Source organism: Roseibium sp., assembly GCF_048260565.1.
Lineage (GTDB): Bacteria > Pseudomonadota > Alphaproteobacteria > Rhizobiales > Stappiaceae > Roseibium.
The window spans coordinates 160,870-179,422 of record NZ_JBLXGP010000014.1 but is presented as its reverse complement, the minus strand read 5'-3'; the positions used below and the strand labels follow the sequence as shown (position 1 = coordinate 179,422).

15 protein-coding genes are annotated in these 18,553 nt (G+C 62.9%); 3 read left to right on the top strand and 12 right to left on the bottom strand.

Translation table 11 applies throughout. From position 1 onward, the window contains the following. Positions 1–135: 135 nt before the first annotated feature. The 5 genes from rpmG to topA form a co-directional block, all read right to left on the bottom strand. Positions 136–303, bottom strand: coding sequence for a 50S ribosomal protein L33 (gene rpmG / locus ACN0SO_RS23160; RefSeq protein WP_190290594.1), 168 nt, complete (start codon positions 301–303; stop codon positions 136–138). A 191-nt stretch (positions 304–494) separates the two neighbouring features. Next, positions 495–1,253, bottom strand: coding sequence for an NUDIX hydrolase (locus ACN0SO_RS23155; RefSeq protein WP_417681564.1), 759 nt, complete (start codon positions 1,251–1,253; stop codon positions 495–497). Further along, the gene (locus ACN0SO_RS23150) at positions 1,250–1,714 is read right to left on the bottom strand and encodes a DUF983 domain-containing protein (protein WP_417681562.1); all 465 of its coding nucleotides are present in this window, start codon (positions 1,712–1,714) and stop codon (positions 1,250–1,252) included. The genes ACN0SO_RS23155 and ACN0SO_RS23150 overlap by 4 nt, the downstream gene beginning before the upstream one ends. Then, positions 1,711–3,966, bottom strand: a complete 2,256-nt coding sequence (gene rnr / locus ACN0SO_RS23145; RefSeq protein WP_417681560.1) for a ribonuclease R — start codon at positions 3,964–3,966, stop codon at positions 1,711–1,713. Before rnr ends, ACN0SO_RS23150 begins: the two co-directional genes overlap by 4 nt. Before the next feature lie 62 nt (positions 3,967–4,028). Then, positions 4,029–6,707: a type I DNA topoisomerase gene (gene topA, locus ACN0SO_RS23140; RefSeq protein WP_417681558.1), complete on the bottom strand. Its 2,679-nt coding sequence runs from the start codon at positions 6,705–6,707 to the stop codon at positions 4,029–4,031. 285 nt (positions 6,708–6,992) lie between these two features. Between topA and ACN0SO_RS23135 the strand changes: the two genes are divergently transcribed. Both ACN0SO_RS23135 and ACN0SO_RS23130 read left to right on the top strand, forming a co-directional pair. Next, positions 6,993–7,460, top strand: coding sequence for a DUF2267 domain-containing protein (locus ACN0SO_RS23135; RefSeq protein WP_417681556.1), 468 nt, complete (start codon positions 6,993–6,995; stop codon positions 7,458–7,460). Positions 7,461–7,748: 288 nt separating this feature from the next. After that, a complete protein-coding gene (locus tag ACN0SO_RS23130) occupies positions 7,749–8,390 on the top strand; it encodes a hypothetical protein (protein ID WP_417681554.1) in 642 nt (213 codons plus the stop codon). Between the two features lie 178 nt (positions 8,391–8,568). Here ACN0SO_RS23130 and dprA read toward each other — a convergent pair whose 3' ends face one another. Genes dprA through ACN0SO_RS23110 form a run of 4 tightly spaced genes read right to left on the bottom strand, consistent with a single transcriptional unit; the run spans position 8,569 to position 12,636 of the window. Beyond that, a complete protein-coding gene (gene dprA, locus ACN0SO_RS23125) occupies positions 8,569–9,702 on the bottom strand; it encodes a DNA-processing protein DprA (RefSeq protein WP_417681552.1) in 1,134 nt (377 codons plus the stop codon). Further along, a complete protein-coding gene (gene plsY / locus ACN0SO_RS23120) occupies positions 9,699–10,346 on the bottom strand; it encodes a glycerol-3-phosphate 1-O-acyltransferase PlsY (protein WP_417681550.1) in 648 nt (215 codons plus the stop codon). Before plsY ends, dprA begins: the two co-directional genes overlap by 4 nt. A 39-nt stretch (positions 10,347–10,385) precedes the next feature. Then, positions 10,386–11,687 carry a dihydroorotase gene (locus ACN0SO_RS23115; protein ID WP_417681548.1) on the bottom strand — a complete coding sequence of 434 codons (1,302 nt, stop codon included), beginning with the start codon at positions 11,685–11,687 and terminating at the stop codon, positions 10,386–10,388. A gap of 10 nt (positions 11,688–11,697) precedes the next feature. Continuing rightward, a complete protein-coding gene (locus ACN0SO_RS23110) occupies positions 11,698–12,636 on the bottom strand; it encodes an aspartate carbamoyltransferase catalytic subunit (protein ID WP_417681546.1) in 939 nt (312 codons plus the stop codon). A 218-nt stretch (positions 12,637–12,854) separates the two neighbouring features. On the opposite strand from ACN0SO_RS23110, the gene ACN0SO_RS23105 reads away from it, so the two are divergent. Next, entirely contained in the window at positions 12,855–14,534 is a 1,680-nt protein-coding gene (locus ACN0SO_RS23105) for an acyl-CoA dehydrogenase family protein (RefSeq protein ID WP_417681544.1), read from the top strand. A 20-nt stretch (positions 14,535–14,554) separates the two neighbouring features. Here the strand turns inward: ACN0SO_RS23105 and ACN0SO_RS23100 are convergent, their stop codons facing one another. From ACN0SO_RS23100 to ACN0SO_RS23090, 3 genes are read right to left on the bottom strand one after another with little or no spacing between them, the layout of a single operon-like run. Then, a complete protein-coding gene (locus ACN0SO_RS23100) occupies positions 14,555–15,481 on the bottom strand; it encodes an AEC family transporter (RefSeq protein ID WP_417681542.1) in 927 nt (308 codons plus the stop codon). Further along, on the bottom strand, positions 15,482–15,964 hold the full coding sequence (ruvX, locus tag ACN0SO_RS23095) for a Holliday junction resolvase RuvX (RefSeq protein ID WP_417681540.1): 483 nt from the start codon (positions 15,962–15,964) through the stop codon (positions 15,482–15,484). A 47-nt stretch (positions 15,965–16,011) separates the two neighbouring features. Next, positions 16,012–18,435: an EAL domain-containing protein gene (locus ACN0SO_RS23090; protein ID WP_417681538.1), complete on the bottom strand. Its 2,424-nt coding sequence runs from the start codon at positions 18,433–18,435 to the stop codon at positions 16,012–16,014. Positions 18,436–18,553 lie beyond the last annotated feature (118 nt).

The window sequence follows — 18,553 nt, the reverse complement described above, 5'->3', positions numbered from 1 at the left end:
GGGGCCGGGCTTCTTCAACATCAAAACAGTGAATCAAAAACCCCCGGCTAACGCCAGGGGTTTGTCAGCAGTCTGAAACCGCCGAAACCGGCGGGTCTTTTCATTGAAGCATAGGTCCGCTACGAGCGGGGAAGCTTACTTGATCTTGGCTTCCTTGAATTCCACGTGCTTCTTGGCAATCGGGTCGTACTTCTTCATGACCATCTTTTCGGTCATGGTACGGGAGTTCTTCTTCGTGACATAGAAGAAGCCGGTGTCAGCCGTGGAGAGGAGCTTGATCTTGATTGTGGTCGCCTTGGCCATGGCCTTGGATCCTGTTTTGTTGGGTCGGGCAAACGGTACTCGTGGCCAGAGCGTCTGGCGTGCATCCTGCCCCTGTGTCTGAAATCAGCGCGCAAAGTACTCAAGACGGCGGCAAAGTCAAGCTTTGGCGAGTGGTCTGGTGCGGAAATTCGGTGAAGAGGGGGCGGCGGAAACTTGAAACGGCAAAGGCCCTAGATCTCTTCCCGCCGGAAACCGCCGCCGCGGTAGAAGTAGAAGGGGACCGGGGTTTCGGGCGCGAGCTTCGGGTCGCCCACGAGGCGGTTTTCCAGATCGGCGAGGATCTGCTTGGTGATCGCGGGGATTTCCTTTTCCCGGGCCTCGTCCAGCGTCAGCCATTCCACGTCTTCCAGCTCGCCGGACGGACCCATGCCGTTTTCCATCTGGGCGGCGATGGCGTCGCCCCAGACGGCCAGGAAACGGGCGTCGAAGCGCCGGGGGCGCTGGGGCGGGGTGATGGCGCGGGCGACCATGCGGAAGGGGGTGAGATCGAGTTCGATGCCCCGTTCCTCGAAGGCCTCGAAGCCCTTGCCGATTCTGACCTTGGGTCCGTTTTCGGCGCCTTCCCGTTTCACGCCGATGAAAAGACCGGCTTCCTCGTAGGTCTCGCGGACGGCAGCCAGTGCCAGAGCGCGAACACGGGCCGGGCTCTTCGGGCCTTTCAGCTGAGCCGACAGTTTTTCCTCCACCGCCGGATCGTAAGGGGCTGCCACGTTCACGCGGGAATCGCCCGGGTCGAGCCGGCCGCCTGGAAAGACGAACTTGCCGGGCATGAAGGCGTGCCCCATGTGGCGCCGGCCCATCAGTACGCGGAAGGGACCGGCTGCGGTCTTGTCGAGAATCAGAAGCGTAGAGGCGTCGCGCGGGCGGATATAGGGAAATTTTCCGGGCTGTTCATCCTTGGACAGATTGATCTTGGGATTTGCGGTCATCGGATGCCTGCTGCTGGGTCTGGCTCCGGCAGGTCATCGCCTGCCTCGGGGTCGAACCCATGCATATAAAGGGCCCATTGAAGGCCGACAAGCGCCCCCTTGATCGGGCGCAGCATCCCGAGGGAGAGAATGAGCGTCAGCGGGATCCACAGCGACATATGGATCCAGACCTCCGGATGATAAAGCACTTCCACCGCCAGCATGGCCGGAATGATGATATGTCCGACAATGGTGATGGTGAAATAGGGCGGGGCGTCGTCGGCCCGGTGATGGTGGATTTCCTCACCACAGTTGTCGCAGTTATGGACCGTGGTCAGAAAGCCCTTGAACAGTTTGCCCCGGCCGCAGGAGGGGCAGGCGTTCATGAGGCCGCGGGTGATCGCCTGCAGCGGCTTTCTGGACGGCTTGGCCGGATTTCCGGTTTCGGGATGTGGCAGTTCGGTCCTGTACTGAACGTTCATCGTTTTTTCTTTCCGCTTGTGCGTCCGGCGGAAGCTTTCGAATTCCTCACTGCGGCGCGCTTGCGCGGGCTCCGGGGCGCCGTTCCGGGCTTCCGCCGGGATTTCTTCGCGGCGCGACCGCTACTGAGGATTTCGAAACGCAGGGCGCCTGCGAATGGCGCCGCTTCAGCCAGCCTGACTGTAACCTGGTCTCCAAGCTGATAGGTTTGTCCGGTCTTGTCACCGATCAAGGCGTGCGACCCTTCGTCATACCTGTAGTAGTCGAGGCCGATGGTGGAGGCGGGCACGAAACCGTCGGCGCCGCTGTCGGCCAGGCGAACGAACAGGCCGGACTTCACGACACCGGCGATACGGCCGGTGAATTCCGCCCCGATCTTGTCTGCCATCCACAGCGCGATCAGCCGGTCGATGGTGTCGCGCTCGGCCAGCATGGCGCGCCGTTCGGCGCCGGAGATTTCCCCGCCGATGGCCTCCAGTTTGGCCTCGATGCCCTCCGGCAGACCGTCATTGCCGAAGCCGAGCGCCCGGATCAGGCCGCGGTGGACGATCAGGTCCGCATAACGGCGGATCGGCGAGGTGAAATGGGCGTAACGGCGCAGATTCAGGCCGAAATGGCCGATGTTCTGCGGTGCGTATTCCGCCTGAGCCTGACTGCGCAGCACCACCTCGTTGACCAGATGCGCCTCGGGCGTGTCCTTCACCTTGGCCAGAATGCCGTTGAAGACGGACGGCCTGAGCCCGCCGCTGGACGGCAGCTTCATGTTGATGGTGGACAGGAACTCTTTCAGGTTTTCCAGCTTTTCCGGCGTCGACGCATCGTGGATGCGGTAGAGCAGGGGCGTCTTTTTCTTTTCCAGCGTCTCGGCGGCCGAAACGTTGGCGAGGATCATGAATTCCTCGATCAGCTTGTGCGCTTCGAGCCGCTCGGGCACGAAAACGTGATCGACGGTGCCGTCGTCCTTGAGCTTGATCTTGCGTTCCGGCAGGTCGAGTTCCAGCGGCTCGCGGGCGTCACGCGCCTTCTTCAGGGCACGGTAGCCCTCCCAGAGCGGCTTCAAAACCCCGTCGAGCAGGGTCTCGGTCTTGTCGTCCGTCACCCCGTCGATCGCCTTTTGCGCCTGGATATAGGACAGGCGGGCGGCGGAGCGCATCATCACCCGGTGGAAGGTATGGGCGATCTTGCGGCCGTTTTTATCGACAACCATGCGGACGGCCAGAGCCGGACGGTCTTCCTTCTCGCGCAAGGAGCAGAGCACGTTGGAAATGCGTTCCGGCAGCATCGGGATCACCCGGTCGGGGAAATAGACCGAATTGCCGCGCATGTGGGCTTCCCGATCCAGCGCGGAGCCCGGGCGGACGTAGTGGGCGACGTCGGCGATGGCCACGTAAAGCACATGGCCGCCGTCGTTCTCGCCGCTGTCGTCGGGTTCCGCGAAGACCGCATCGTCGTGGTCCTTGGCGTCCGGCGGGTCGATGGTGACGAGCGGGATCTGGCGCCAGTCCTCGCGCTTGCCCAGCGTCTCCACGGGCCTTGCTGCTTCCGCTTCCTGTTCCACCGCTGCCGGAAAGACATGGCGGATGCCGTGGCTGTGCAGGGCGATCTCGGAGACCGCCTTTTCCGATTTCATGGAGCCGAAGCGTTCCACGATGCTGGCGCGCGGCGCGCCGTAGCGTCCGGTGCGGGTGACCTGTACGCTCACCAGATCGCCGTCCTCGGCGCCCTTCAGGTCGGTGGGGTCGATGTCCAGTTCGCGCTGTTTGCGGTCCACCGGTTCCAGATAGGGCGGATGGGTGCCGGAGCGGGCGCGCATGATCCCGAGGATCGCGTCCTGGCGTTTTTCCAGGATCTTGATGACACGACCTGTGTAATCGGCCTCTCCTTCATCGGACTCCGTCAGGCGGATGAGAGCCCGATCGCCGATGCCGGGCTGCGGACCCTTGCCGCGCCCCGTGAGCACCAGAACTTTCGGTGCGGGACCGGTGTCGTCGTCCCAGTCGACGGGCTCGCCCAGCAGCTCGCCATCCCGGTCGCGGGCGACCAGGCCGACCACAAACACAGGGGGCAGGTCGCCGGGCCTGAGCAGGCGTTTCTGGCGTCTTTCCAGGAGGCCTTCATCGCCCAGCTCGCGCAGCATGCGCTTCAGCTCGATGCGGGCCGCGCCGATGATGCCGAAATGGCGCGCGATCTCGCGCTTGCCCGCCTTGCCGGGATTATCGGCGATGAAGGCGAGGATATCCTCGCGTGAAGGCATTTCCGCCGGTGCCTTGGCAGTCTTCCGGCGGCTGGGTTTGCGCGGTCCTATCCGCTTTGCACTCAAGATGCATCATCCCACGGCACCTCTTCGGAAGAGGTATCGACCTTGGCTTTCGCAGTGGTCTTTTTGGCCGTGGTTTTCTTCGCTGCTGTCTTTTTTGCGGCCGGTTTCTTCGCCGCCGCCTTTTTCGGGGCGGCCTTCTTCTTGGCCCCGCCCTTGCCGGCCTTGGCGGCGATCAGTTCCACAGCCTGCTCCATGGTCACCGTCATGGGATCGGTGCCCTTGGGAAGCGTGGCGTTGACCTTGCCGTGGTTCACGTATGGTCCGTAGCGGCCGTCGCGCACCGTGACCGGCCCGCTCTGTTCCGGATGCTCGCCGAGTTCCTTCAGTGCCGCCGGGGTGGCGCGTCCGCGTCCGCCCTTGGCGCGCTTTTCGGCCAGGGCATCGACGGCGCGGTTGATGCCGACGGAAAAGACCTCGTCCGGTGAGGACAAGTTGGCGTAAGTGCCTTCATGGAGCACGAACGGGCCGTAGCGGCCGATACCGGCGGAAATCATCTTGCCGTCTTCCGGGTGCGGTCCGACCTCGCGCGGCAGGGACAGAAGCTGCAGGGCCTTGTCCAGGTCCATGTCCGGGGCCGACCAGCCCTTGGGCAGGGAGGCCCGCTTCGGCTTGGCTTCCTCGCCGAGCTGGACATAAGGTCCGAAGCGGCCGTTGCGCAGCGACACGTCGAGGCCGGTTTCGGGATCCTGTCCGAGGATCTTCGGCCCTTCGGCAGCCTCTTCCTCGCCGTCGCCGGACTTGGCGAGCTGGCGCGTATAATTGCACTCCGGATAATTGGAACAGCCGATGAAGGCGCCGAAGCGGCTGACCTTCAGGGACAGCCGGCCGTCGGAACAGGACGGACAGGCGCGCGGATCGGTGCCGTCGCCCTTGTCCGGAAAAATATGCGGCGCCAGGAGGTCGTTAAGGGAATCGATGACCTGGGAGACCCGGAGATCCTTGATCTCGTCGACTGCGCCGGAAAAGTCCTTCCAGAAGGCACGCAGGACGTCCAGCCAGGACAGTTCGCCGGCGGAAATCTTGTCGAGCTGTTCTTCCAGGCTCGCGGTGAAATCGTATTCGATGTAGCGGTCGAAGAAGCTCTCCAGGAAGGCGGTAACGATCCGGCCCTTGTCCTGGGGAACGAGCTGCTTCTTCTCCAGCTCCACGTATTCGCGGTCGCGCAGGGTCTGCAGCGTGGAGGCGTAGGTGGAGGGACGGCCGATGCCGAGCTCTTCCATCTTCTTCACCAGGCTGGCTTCCGTGTAGCGAGGCGGCGGCGTGGTGAAGTGTTGGGCGGCCTCGATCGCCTCTGCCTTGCCGTCGACGGAGCCGAGCGTCAGCGATGCACCGTCGTCGACGGCGGGCAGGCGCTTTGAATCCTCGTCCTCGTCGTCGTCGCGGCCTTCCTGGTAAAGCGCGAAGAAGCCGTCGAAGCGGACGACGGAGCCGGTTGCGCGCAGGGCGGCCTTCTTGCCGGAACCGGAGGCCGTGATGTCGATGGTGGTGCGTTCCAGGACGGCGGATTCCATCTGGCTCGCCATGGTGCGCTTCCAGATCAGTTCGTAGAGCTTCGCCTGATCGGGATCGAGGAAACGAGCGACATCCTTCGGCCGGCGGAACAGGTCGGTCGGACGGATGGCTTCGTGGGCCTCCTGGGCGTTCTTGGCCTTGGAGGAATAGAAGCGCGGCTTTTCGGGCACGTAATTGTCGCCGAAATCCTTGCCGATCACCTTGCGGGCCGCGGAAATCGCCTCGCCGGCAATCTGCACACCGTCGGTACGCATGTAGGTGATGAGGCCTGAAGTTTCGCCGCCGATGGAGATCCCTTCATAGAGGCGCTGGGCCACCTGCATGGTGCGCGAGGCGGCAAAGCCGAGCTTGCGCGAGGCCTCCTGCTGCAGGGTGGAGGTGGTGAAGGGAGGCGCCGGATTGCGTTTGGTCGGTTTGGAGGCCACGCTGTCCACGGTGTAACTGGCGGACGTCAGCATGGTCTTGATGGTTGAGGCTTCTGCTTCCGAACCGATGTCGAGGCGGCCGATCTTCTTGCCGTCAAAGCCGGTGACGGATGCCTGGAACGGGTCGCCCTTGGGGGTCTTCAGGTTGGCGAGGATCGACCAGTATTCCTGGGGCTTGAAGACCTCGATTTCCATTTCCCGGTCGCAGATCAGGCGCAGGGCGACGGACTGCACGCGGCCGGCGGAGCGGGCGCCCGGAAGCTTGCGCCACAGGACCGGCGAAAGGGTAAAGCCCACCAGGTAGTCGAGCGCGCGGCGCGCCAGATAGGCATCGACCAGCGGCGTGTCGAGTTCGCGCGGATTGGCCATCGCCTCCAGGATCGCCGACTTGGTGATCGCATTGAAGACGACGCGCTGGACCTTCTTGTCCTTCAGAACGCGTTTCTTCTGCAGGACTTCCAGCACATGCCAGGAAATCGCCTCGCCCTCGCGGTCGGGGTCGGTTGCGAGAATCAGGCGGTCGGCGTCCTTGACTGCATTGGCGATTTCCGAAAGCCGCTTCTGGGATTTGGAATCCACCTGCCAGCTCATGGCGAAGTCTTCGTCCGGCTTGACCGATCCGTCCTTCGGGGGCAGATCGCGCACGTGGCCGTACGAGGCCAGCACATGGTAATCCGAGCCGAGATATTTATTGATCGTCTTGGCCTTGGCCGGCGATTCCACAATGACGATGTTCATCGTTTCCCAAATGCTGACTGACGGGAACGGATGCGGAGCCCCGAGCCGCGTCCCGAATAAATTCACTGTTTCAAGATGGCGACGATCACGGATCGCCGACCGCCTGTCAAATGGACCTTTGCGCGGGTGTGGTCAAGTGACCCTGCAAAAAGGCAAGTTATCCACCGGACCGCGAACCGGGGCCGACAGTTCCGGAAACGACCTTTGGCGTGTATCTGTCGAACCGGACAACCTGATGCATTATAACCGGGCCGAACACATTATCCATGACGTGGAATACGGATCATGCCGATGCCGAATGAGTACCAGCGCGCCGGAGAGATCTTCGACCGCTTTCTGGAAGATGCGCGCGTCGCGCTGGATCTGACCACGCGCAACCAGACCTATACGACCGTGCAGGGCGTGCTGTTTGCCTTCCGCCGCCGGCTAACCGTGCCGGAGGGTCTGCGTTTCGCCAACGAATTGCCTGTCGTCCTGCGGGCGTTGTTCGTCAAGGACTGGGACGTTGACGAGGTGCCGGTTGCCTTTTCCAGCCGTGAGGAAATGACGAAAGAGGTTCAGGCTCTGCGCCGGCATCACAACTTTTCGCCCGCAAACGCTATTGAAGGTGTCGCCCGAGCGTTGCGGGCTCAGGTGGATGGGAAGGCGTTCGATGCGATGCTCGAGACTTTTCCGGACGGGGCAAAGGCGTTCTGGGAGGGAGGGGAAGGGAGGCGGCTTATTCCCGGCAAACGTAAGCGCGACCGGGATTAACAATAGAGGACGCGGCGATGACCACTTCCGAATTGGGCAGAGGTCCGGGTGAGGGGCCCCAGCATCGGTCCATACTCTCTTGTATTCGGCGGCAACCGCCACAAGACTCCGATCCTGCCGTGAGCAGCGCATAAATTCCTCCCGCAGGGGAGAGTAGCGCTGTCTTTTGAATTTTCAGCGGCTGTTTCCCAACTGAATGCCAGCTGAACGGGCAGTTCAGGACGAGTTCAGTGCGAGATCTCCAGATTGTTCGTTGTGGGCTTCGAAAAATCGTATTGGATAATAAAAATGACTAAGAACAAAATTTTTAATATCGCCGCCGCCGGAACATTGATCCTCGCTCTGACTTCAAATGCCTTTGCCAAGGACTGGATCGAAAAGGTGAAACTTTCGCAGGGTATCGTCGATACGAAGCCCGTAGAAGTATCGGCGAACCTGAGCGGCTACACCGGTGTCAAAACGAAAAATCACATGTTCCTTTTCAACATGTATGCAAAGGCAACCAAAGGGGAGCGAATTGTCGCTCTGGCGCTTGGCGCATATGGGAATGTCAAGTACTTCGAACACCCGGGCAGTTTTTGGGACAAGACCTTCGAAGGGCGCGATGTGGGAAGCGGAACTAAACGCACAGTCAAGCTGTACAAGACCTTCAACGTCCCCGTCAGCAAGCTGGCTTGGATCAAGAAACCTGTCGATTTGTGCAACACCAACCTCGCCAATAAAACGAAGAAGGGTCTGTCAAAGACTCAAGTTCTATCCAAGGAATGGACTATCAAAGCTGCTGCATATTTTGAACTGGATGCGGTCGCCGCTCGGAAAGGCAAGGCGAAGAACGGCAAGTGGAACATTAGCAACACAACCAATCAACGCAGCGGCGCGCCGTTCACCGTTTACGTCAAATGCAATGCCGGCCTGAAAAAAGCACCGTAACGGGCCGGAAAGTGGGCTGAAGCCCATAATACAGTTGAATTTATGGAAAAGCTCACCTTTGTCATCAACCCTATTGAGCGGGTTGATGACCGAGGTGGGCTGGAAACGACGGTGCTTGCCACCTATTCGGCGGTTGTCCCTGACTTGATCGGGGCTGCAGCGGCCAATTGTCCCTGCCTCAATAAACCAACGACACCTTCTGTCCCCGGTGCCGCTCCAGGCGGCCGGCGAGTTCGAGTTCCAGGAGGATGACATGGACCGTGCGGGGCGGTTCGCCAAGATCGCGGATCAGGTCGTCGACCTCGACCGGCGTGGGGCCGAGAGCGGTGAGGATGCGCTGGCGGATCTTGTCAGATGGCTCCTCGGGCGCCGCGCCGCCTGGCTCCGAAAAGCCGGAGCCGAAGGGCAGCGTCGGTTCGCTTCGTCCGGAAAGGGCGTCGAGGATGTCCTGACTGCAAGTGATCAGGGCCGCGCCTTGCTGGATCAACCGGTTGGCGCCCTCGGACCGGGCGTCCAGCGGCGAACCGGGGACGGCGAAGATTTCCCGGTTCTGTTCCAGGGCGAAGCGGGCGGTGTGCAGGGAGCCGGAGGCCTTTGCGGCCTCGATCACCACCACGCCAAGCGACAGGCCGGAAATCAGCCGGTTGCGGCGGGGAAAGTCGCGGCCGCGCGGCTTCCAGCCGAAAGGCATTTCGCTGATTGCCGTACCGCCCGCATCCAGAATGGCTTTAAGCAACGGACCGTGTTCGGGCGGATAGAGATGATCGATGCCGCCGGCAAAGACGGCGACGGTGCCCCCGGCGAGCGCTGCCTCATGGGCGGCGGCGTCGATACCGCGGGCGAGCCCCGAGGCGATGACATAGCCGTTGCCGGACAGTTCTCTTGCGATGGTGGCCGCCAGCTTGCGCCCGGACAGGGAGGCATTACGGGCGCCGACGATCGCGAGTGTCTGCGGGTTGCTCAGGGTCTCGCCGCTGCCCCGGAGGGAGAGAAGCGGCGGCGGTCCGTCGATATGGCGCAGGTGCGGCGGATAGTCCGGATCATCCATGGCGATGACACGGGCACCGGCGCTCCGATGGGCGCTCAGTTCGTCCTCGGCTTCCCGTTCAGAGCAGATGCGCAGATTGCCCTTGCCGCCGCGCCGGGACAGGTCGGGCAGGCCCTCAAGCGCTGCCTGGGCGGTGCCGAAATGATTGATCAGGTCGCGGAAGGTGCTTGGGCCGATGTTTTCGGAGCGGATCAGCCGGAGCCATGCCAGTCGTTGCGCCTCGTCGAGGCGCGACGCTGTGTCGAGCCGGGGTTCGGCGGTCATGCGCCCGCGTCGCCGCCGGATTCGGCCTTGGATTTCGAACCGATCCTGGATTCCTCGCCCATCATCAGCCGGTGGATGTTTTCGTTGTGCTTCAGCCACAGGAGCAGCGTCATGGCCAGGAACATTTCCGCCATCTGGAACTGGCCGACACTGTAGAGCAGGAACGGGGTCGCCAGACTTGCCATCAGGGCGGAGAGCGAGGAATAGCGGAACAGGTAGGCCATGGCGAGCCAGATGCCGGCGAAGACGAAGAAGGCCGGCCAGTAGATACCGAGCAGGATGCCCAGATAGGTGGCCACACCCTTGCCGCCCTTGAACTTCAGCCAGATGGGAAACAGGTGGCCGAGGAAGGCGCCGAGACCCGCAATCAGTGCCATTTCCATACCGTAGAAATAGCGGGCGATCAGGACGGCGACCGTTCCCTTCAGCGCGTCGCCGAGCAGGGTGGCGGCGGCAAGCGACTTGCGCCCGGTTCTGAGCACATTGGTGGTGCCGATGTTGCCGGAGCCGATGTTGCGGATGTCTCCGAGACCGGCCATGCGCGTGATCACCAGTCCGAAGGGGATCGATCCGAGCAGGTAGCCGAAGGCGAGGGCGGCGAGGTAATAGGGCCAGGCTAGACCCCAACTGATCGGATCGGGCACGCGTTTCCTCCGCTTTGTCTGTGGCTTAGCGTCCTGAACCTAAGCGTAAGTGTAGACGGGCCGGCCTGCAACGATGGTATGCAGCACCCGGCCGGAAAAACGCGCGTCCTCGAAGGGCGAGTTTTTGGAGCGGGAGCGGATAGCGCTCTTTTCCAGCACCCAGGGACGGTCCGGATCGAACACGACCACATCCGCCGGTGCGCCCTGGCTCAGCCGGCCGGTCTCCAGGCCGAGCCGGTCGGCGGGGCGGCAGGTCATGCAGGCGAGCAGGGGAAGCAGCTCGATATCGCCGGAATGGTAGAGCCTGAGGGCCGCGGCGAGCAGGGTCTCCAGACCGATGGCGCCATCCTCGGCTTCCGCCCAGGGATGCCGCTTGGTTTCCACGTCCTGAGGATCGTGGTTGGAGACGAGGATGTCGATGGTGCCGTCGGCAAGGGCGGCGATCATCGCCCGGCGGTCGTCCTCGTCGCGCAGAGGCGGCGACATCTTGAAGAAGGTCCGGTAGGGGCCGATGTCGTTTTCGTTCTGGGTCAGGTGGTTGATCGAGACCCCGGCGGTGACGTTGAGCCCCCGATCCTTGCCGATGCGGATCGCTTCCGCACTGTCGGAGGTGGAAATCAGGTTGGCGTGGTATTTCCCCTTCGCCATGCCGACGAGCCTGAGATCGCGCTCGATCATGATCACCTCGGCCTCGCGCGGGATACCGGAAAGGCCCTTCCAGCTGGCGTTGAGGCCCGCGTTCATGACGCCGCCGGCCAGATCCGGGTCTTCGGTGTGGTGGACGACAAGCGCATCGAAGTCGCGGGCGTAGGTGAGAATCCGGCGCATGGTCTGGGCGTTGCGCACCGACTTGTGGCCGTTGGAAAAGGCAATTGCGCCTGCTTCCTGCAACAGACCGATCTCGGTCATATCCTGGCCTGCAAGGCCTTTGGTCAGGGCCGCCATCGGATGAACGTTGATGCTGGCGGTGTCGCGGGCGCGGCGCAGGATGAAATCGACCAGGGCCGGGTCGTCGATCACCGGATCGGTTTCCGGCATGGTGCAGATGGTGGTGACGCCGCCAGCGGCGGCCGCGTCGCTGGCGCTTGCCAGCGTCTCCCGGTGCTCGGCCCCCGGTTCGCCGACCGAGACACACATGTCGATCAGGCCCGGGGCGACGATGGCGCCTGCGCAGTCGATGATCTCAGCGCCGTAGGGCGCGCCCTGGTTGGCGGCTTCGGGTCCGGCCGCGAGAATGGTGCCGTCGGCGATGATCACCGAGCCCGGCGCGTCGAGATCCCTTGCCGGATCGATCACCCTGGCGTTGGAGAGAACCAGCGGTTTGGGGGTATCTGAGGCCACCTTAATACTCCTACTGGTTCGGCAGATGGGCGGCGAGGGCTTCGAGCACGGCCATGCGCACGGCGACCCCCATTTCCACCTGCTCGCGAATGAGGCTCTGCGGCCCGTCGGCTACGGCCGGATCGATTTCCACGCCCCGGTTCATCGGGCCGGGGTGCATCACCAGCGCATCATCGCGGGCGAAGCTCAGCTTTTCCATGTCCAGACCGTAGTAGCGGTAATATTCGCGCACCGACGGAACGAAGGCACCGCTCATGCGCTCGCGCTGCAGGCGCAGCATCATGACGATATCCACGCCCTTCAAGCCCTCGCGCATGTCGCGGAAGACCTCCACGCCCATCTTCTCGATGCCGCTCGGCAGCAGGGTGGACGGAGCGATCACGCGGACCCGCGCGCCCAGCGCGTTGAGCAGGATGATGTTGGAGCGGGCGACCCGGGAATGGACGATATCGCCGCAGATCGCAACCGTCAGCCGGGCGATCTTGCCCTTGTGCCGGCGGATGGTGAGCGCATCGAGCAGGGCCTGGGTCGGATGCTCGTGGGGGCCGTCGCCGGCATTGACCACCGAACAGTCGACCTTGCGCGCCAGCAGATGCACGGCGCCGGCCGCATGGTGACGGACCACCAGCAGGTCCGGATGCATGGCGTTGAGGGTGGCGGCCGTGTCGATCAGCGTCTCGCCCTTCTTCACCGAAGACGAGGAGACCGCCATGTTCATCACATCGGCGCCGAGCCGCTTGCCGGCGAGTTCGAAGGAGGCCTGGGTCCGGGTGGAGGCCTCGAAGAACAGGTTGATCTGGGTCCGGCCGCTCAGGACGGACTTTTTCTTTTCCACCTGGCGGTTGAGTTCGACGGCGGCTTCCGCCCGGTCCAGAAGGCCAAGGATATCCTGGGGCTGAAGCCCTTCGATCCCGAGCAGATGTCGGTGGGGGAAAAGGTCAGCCTGCATGTCTTCTGCATCCTGTTTCGGCGCGCGTTTCAGACCGCGGACACCACCGGGAGGCAAACCACGTCATGCGTGGGAATTTCAGGCTGGCTCGATGGGGATCTGGTGCGCTCATCGAGATCATGGCTATAGGCGGAATCGAATTCGCTTACAAGCATTCGCTTTCCTTCATGTTACCCTGTCCACACGTGTTCGCGAATCGCGGGGTGGGGGAGACGCTGATGGCCATCCAGGAACCGGGAAACCCGTCGGGAGAAAGGGGCGGCAGCCTGCCGGAATACGCCACCCATGACGTGTTCAATCAGGCGCCTGACTACGGCGGGTTCAATCTGGCGGCGACCGACCCGGTTTTGATCGCCGCCCAAGGCGAGGCTCTGGACGAAAACGCGAAAGGCGAATTCCTGACCCATGGCGCCATTTGCGGTACGCGGGAAATCCTCGATCTGGGCCGGCTCGCCAATGAACACAAGCCGGAACTGATCACCCACGACAAGCACGGCCGGCGCGCCGACCGGGTCGATTTCCATCCCGCCTATCACGCCTTGATGCGCCGCTCGGTGGAGGCAGGGCTGCATTGCGCGGTGCTGGAAGAGGAAAAGCCCTGGGCGCAGACGCTGAGGGCCGGAAAGTACTTCCTGACCTCCCAGGTGGAAACCGGCCATTGTTGCCCGATCACAATGACCAATGCGGCAGGTGCCGTTTTGAAGCGGCAGCCGGACCGGTTCGGCGACTGGCTTTCAAAGCTGAAGACGCGGGTCTACGACGCCCGCCTTTTGCCGCTGGAACAGAAACCGGGCGTGACCATCGGTATGGGCATGACCGAAAAGCAGGGCGGCACGGACCTGAGGGCAATCACCTCGTCGGCCGAAGCCGGCAACGACGGCACGCACCGGATTACCGGCCACAAGTGGTTCTTCTCCGCGCCCATGTGCGACGCCTTCCTGGTGCTGGCGAGGACATCCGCAGGGCCGTCCTGTTTCCTGGTGCCGCGGGTGCTTCCCGACGGGCGGCTCAACGGGCTGCACTTCCAGCGGCTGAAGACCAAGCTCGGCAATCACTCCAACGCCTCCTCGGAGGTGGAATTCCACCGCGCTACGGGCTTCATGATCGGCGATGAGGGACGGGGGATCGCCACGATCCTGGAGATGGTGGTGCCGACGCGCATCGACTGCGCGCTGGGCTCGGCGGCGCAGATGCGCGCGAGCCTGTCGCGTGCGGTTCATCATTGCCGCCACCGGGAGGTCTTCGGGGAAAAGCTGCTCGGCCAGCCGCTGATGACGCGGGTGCTGGCCGACATGGCGCTGGACGTGGCGGCGGCCACCGCACTGGCGTTTCGGCTGGTCAGGGCCGCCGACCGGATGGGGACGAGCGAGCGCGATGCGGCTTATGTGCGGATGATGACCCCGGCGATCAAATACTGGATCTGCAAGAGCACGCCGCCGCTCACCTACGAGGCGATGGAATGCCTGGGCGGCAATGGCTACGTGGAGGATTTCGACATGGCACGGATCTACCGCGACGCACCGGTCAATGCGATCTGGGAGGGCTCCGGCAACGTCATGGCGCTCGACGTGCTGCGCGCGCTGCAGAAGGCGCCGGAGGCGCTTGAGGCGGTGCTTGCCGAATTCACCGAGGCGCTGGGCAGCGGCGGCAAGTCTTCCTGCGACGTGATCGCAGCCGCCGCCAAAGCCGCCGTGGAGGACCCGGCCAACGGCCGTATTCTTATCGAACAGCTCGCCCTGACGGGGGCGGCTGCCGCGCTGAAGCAGATCGTGCCTCAGGGCATCTGCGATGCCTTTATCGAAAGCCGTCTCGCCGGCCAGTGGCGCGCCACCTACGGCATGCTCTCCCCGCGCCACAATGCGCGGGCGCTGGTGGACTGGCTTTATCCGGAGGAGTAGGGGCAGAGCCCCGGAAGCTTTTACGTCAGCAAATACAGCATCAGCGGGATGGTCACGATCGCCGCAACGGTCTGCAGGGTCAGGATTTCCGCCATCAGCTTGGCGTCGCCACCCATCTGTCTGGCAAGAACGTAGGCGCTGCCGGCGCAGGGAACGCTGGCGGCAATGACCGTGGCGGCGCGTGCCGGGCCGGTGACGCCGAAAACGAAGGCGAAGCCCGCGACCATCAGCGGCATGCCGATAAGCCGGATCAGGGTGCCCGAAGTCAGGGCCGGACCGGGACGGCGTAAGGCGGCAAGATCGAGCCCCGCGCCGACACAGATAATGGCGGTCGGCAGGGCTGCGCTGCCGAGGATCGTGAGCGTGGACTGGAAGATGGCCGGAATTGGCAGGCCGGAAAGGTTCATGGCAAGGCCGGCCAGGATGGAAACGATGAAAGGGTTTGTGTAGAGGTCGCGCAGGACCTTTGCCGTTGACGGCGCTTCGCCGCCGGCATAGCGCGACAGCACCAGCACGCACATCGCATTCAGGATCGGGATCATGACCACCATGGCGACGGCAATCAGTGCGACCCCGTTAGAGCCGATGACCTCGGCCGCGACCGCCAGCGCGATGAAGCCGTTCCAGCGCAGCGCCCCTTGAAAGATGGAGGTAAAGCGTGGGCCGGTGATGCCCCATACCCTCAGAAACACCGGTCGGAGCGCCAGCAAGAGGACGCCCATGGTGGCGACCGCCGAAAGCAGGGTCGCGCCCATGGACAAGGTCGGGAGCTTTGAAAAGTCCATCAGCACGATGGTCTTGAACAGGAACGCCGGGAACAGGACGAAATAGGTCAGCCGCTCGACGCCATGCCACTGGTCGCCGGTAATGAGGCCCGTGCGGGCGACCAGATAGCCGGCCGCGATTACCAGAATGACCGGTAGCAGGGCGTGGATCGTCATCACCATTCAGATCGATCCCATGTGCCCCAGGCGATCAAGAAATCCCTGCAGGATGTAGGCAGCGGCCATCTTGTCGACGACTTCCGCACGGCGCGCCCGGCTGGAATCGGCTTCGAGCAGGGTGCGGGTCACGGCGGCGGTCGACAGGCGTTCGTCCCACAGGGTCATGGGCAGGTCCGTCTTCTGCGCCAGGTTGCGGGCGAAGGCGCGGGTGGCCTGGGCGCGAGGCCCTTCGGTGCCGTCCATGTTCAGCGGCAGGCCGAGGACGATGCCGCCGATCTGTTGGTCGGTGCAGATCTGAAGCAGGCGTTCGGCGTCGAGGGTGAATTTCTTGCGCCGGATGGTTTCCATCGGGCTTGCGATGCCCCGGCCGAGATCGGAGAGGGCGAGGCCGATGGTCTTGGTGCCCAGATCGAGGCCGATCAGACGGCCGGAGGACGGCAGGGCTGCCAGGAAATCATCGAGGAGAAGGGTCGGATCGGATGCCATGGTCCGGCTTTATCAGCAGTCGCGGACCTGTGCCAGCCCGGAAAGCCTCAAACGGCCTCCTTCAGCCGTTCGTGATAGGCCTGCACGGCCCTGTCGGACTGGTGTTCCAGCCAGTCGACCAGCGTATCGATCGGCATGCTGGCGGCAAAATAGTAGCCCTGCAGGCAATTGGCGCCGATACGGGTGGCGAATTCCGCGTGCTGCAGTGTCTCCACGCCTTCGGCGACAGTCCTGCAGCCGAGGTCGCTGGCCATGGTCATGATGGCTTCCAGAATGGAACGGGTGCGGATGTCCTCGAAAGCACCGACGATGATGGAGCGGTCAATCTTGAGGAAGTCGACCGGCAACTGCGCCAGCCGGGCGATGTTGGAATAGCCCTTGCCGAAATCGTCGATGGAAACCGTATAGCCGCGCTCGTGCAGGTCACGGAAAGCCTTTACCGCTCGGTCTTCGGAAACGAAGAGAGCATCCTCGGTCACCTCGATCTCCAGGCGGGAGGGATCGAAATCCAGGCGCTCGCGGATGGCGTCGATGGAGGAGACGAAGTCGGGGGCGACAAAGTGCCTGGAGCCGATATTCACCGACATGAACAGGTCGCAGCCTGTGCCGGCCAGGCGTCTGTAATCCGTCATGGCGCGCTCCACGGCCCATTCGCCCAGACGGGACATGGCCGGGGAGTCGCTGACCGCGGGGATCCAGATGCCAGGCAGCAGGCGGCCGTGCTGGGGATGGTCCCAGCGCACCAGAGCCTCCACGCCGCAGACTTTCTGGCGGCGGGAACAGATCTTGGGCTGATATTCCAGCACCAGTTCGTCGTTTTCGATGGCGGCGATCAGGTTGCGGCGCAGTTCCGCGACCGACTGGGTGCCGATGCCGGTACTGTAGATCTCCGACTTGTTCTTGCCGCTGACCTTGGCGTGATACATGGCGATGTCGGCGCGCTTGATCAGTTCCTCGAGATCCGTTCCATGGCGGGGGAAGCGGGCGCAGCCGATGCTGGCGCTGGAATTGGAAATGAAGGGAAGCTCCGGCACGGGCGTCGTCAGTTCGGTCCGGAGGGCGTCGAGAAACGCCAGGATCGCATCTTCCTCGTGGAGACCCGGCACAATGACAATGAATTCATCGCCGCCGATACGCGCAAGGAGGGGATCACCGTCCTTGCCGGCGAGCGCCCGTTCCGCTCGCAGAACGTTGGTCACGACCGTGAGTTTCCGGGCGCAGGCTTTCAGGAAGACATCGCCGACGTCGCGGCCGTGGATGTCATTGATCTCCTTGAAGTTGTCGAGGTCAACCAGGATCAGGACACCGCCCTGCGCTGACTTGCCCATACCTTCCAGACCGGCATCTTCCAGGATCGGCGCGGCAAGCGCCTGCAGGCGCAGCCGGTTGGGCAGGCCGGTGACGGCGTCGGTATAGGCAAGGGTCTCGATCCGCTTGCCAGCCTTGGTGACCCGGCGGACCATGACGTTATAGCTGTTGCGGAAATCGATGATCTCGGTGAAGGGGACCACGCCGATGTCGGTACCGACGGTATTGAGCTGCCGACTGCGGGCGTTTTGCTTCATCTTCTCGACCAGCTTTTCAAGTGGTGTGGAAATGGAGCGGGCCAGCACGAAACCGAGCAGCAGGGTAATCCCGAGACCTGCCGCGATCGCCATAAAGACGGAGGCCAGGTTGGCGTAGACCTTGTCGTAGATTTCGGAGACCGGCTGCGGAACCATGACACCCCAGCCCGGACCATGCACCGAGGTCAGGCCGGCGATCATGTCGCCTTTCATGGCGGGGGAGTAGAACCGTTCGATGCCGGTATCGCCGTTCATCATCCGCTGGACCGCGGAGACCTTGGCGATGTTCTTGCGGTTGGCGACCCAGTCCGCCAGCGGGTGAGCGAGGACGTTGCCGGACTGGTCGACAATCGCGGCGTGTCCCTTGATGCCAAAGGCGATGCTTCGGCCGAGTGAAACGAAGTAACTGGTGCTGATCTGGCCGATGGACAGATAGGAACCATGGCCCCTGACCATGAAGATCACATTCCGGCCTTTTGCATCGGCGCGTACGCCGGTGAAGGTGGTTCGGCCGAGTACGGCGATCGACTTCAGGTCGGAAAAGAGATCGGCAGGCAGCCTCGACTGCTTGCCGCTGGGGTCGACTTCGAGTTTCTCCAGGATTTCCCCGTTTGTGCTGTCGACGTTCAGGACGCAGAGCATGTCGAGCCGTCGCAGCAGACGGGTCATGCCGGGCATTTCCGTTCCGGTCACCAGGGACGCGCTGACGGATTCGAACGCGGCGACCACATCCTGATGATAACGCTCCAGCGCGAAGCCGAGATTGCGCGCGATCAGAAGATGCCGGTCCTTGACCTCCGCGAATTCCCGGTTCACGCCATCGCGGTAGGACCACGCGCAGAAGATCAGCGACGGTACAAGCGTTGCAACAAGGAACGACAAAATCAGAAAACTTCTGATTTTCATCCAGAGGACCCCTCTTCCGTAACTTACGGATTGAAAAGCCATTATGCTGCGTGTGTCGCAGATTTTCCTTAACCCCTACGGGAAACTTCCATTGTGTTGAACAAAGGATAAATCCGGT

Bases quoted from the DNA above. Each gene is read 5' to 3' on its own strand.
- rpmG (WP_190290594.1), bottom strand. From the start codon at position 303: ATGGCCAAGGCGACCACAATCAAGATCAAGCTCCTCTCCACGGCTGAC.
- ACN0SO_RS23100 (WP_417681542.1), bottom strand. From the start codon at position 15,481: ATGGTGATGACGATCCACGCCCTGCTACCGGTCATTCTGGTAATCGCG.
- topA (WP_417681558.1), bottom strand. From the start codon at position 6,707: ATGAACATCGTCATTGTGGAATCGCCGGCCAAGGCCAAGACGATCAAT.
- ACN0SO_RS23105 (WP_417681544.1), top strand. From the start codon at position 12,855: ATGGCCATCCAGGAACCGGGAAACCCGTCGGGAGAAAGGGGCGGCAGC.
- ACN0SO_RS23130 (WP_417681554.1), top strand. From the start codon at position 7,749: ATGACTAAGAACAAAATTTTTAATATCGCCGCCGCCGGAACATTGATC.
- ACN0SO_RS23150 (WP_417681562.1), bottom strand. From the start codon at position 1,714: ATGAACGTTCAGTACAGGACCGAACTGCCACATCCCGAAACCGGAAAT.
- dprA (WP_417681552.1), bottom strand. From the start codon at position 9,702: ATGACCGCCGAACCCCGGCTCGACACAGCGTCGCGCCTCGACGAGGCG.
- ruvX (WP_417681540.1), bottom strand. From the start codon at position 15,964: ATGGCATCCGATCCGACCCTTCTCCTCGATGATTTCCTGGCAGCCCTG.
- rnr (WP_417681560.1), bottom strand. From the start codon at position 3,966: ATGCCTTCACGCGAGGATATCCTCGCCTTCATCGCCGATAATCCCGGC.
- ACN0SO_RS23090 (WP_417681538.1), bottom strand. From the start codon at position 18,435: ATGAAAATCAGAAGTTTTCTGATTTTGTCGTTCCTTGTTGCAACGCTT.
- ACN0SO_RS23155 (WP_417681564.1), bottom strand. From the start codon at position 1,253: ATGACCGCAAATCCCAAGATCAATCTGTCCAAGGATGAACAGCCCGGA.
- ACN0SO_RS23135 (WP_417681556.1), top strand. From the start codon at position 6,993: ATGCCGATGCCGAATGAGTACCAGCGCGCCGGAGAGATCTTCGACCGC.
- ACN0SO_RS23110 (WP_417681546.1), bottom strand. From the start codon at position 12,636: ATGCAGGCTGACCTTTTCCCCCACCGACATCTGCTCGGGATCGAAGGG.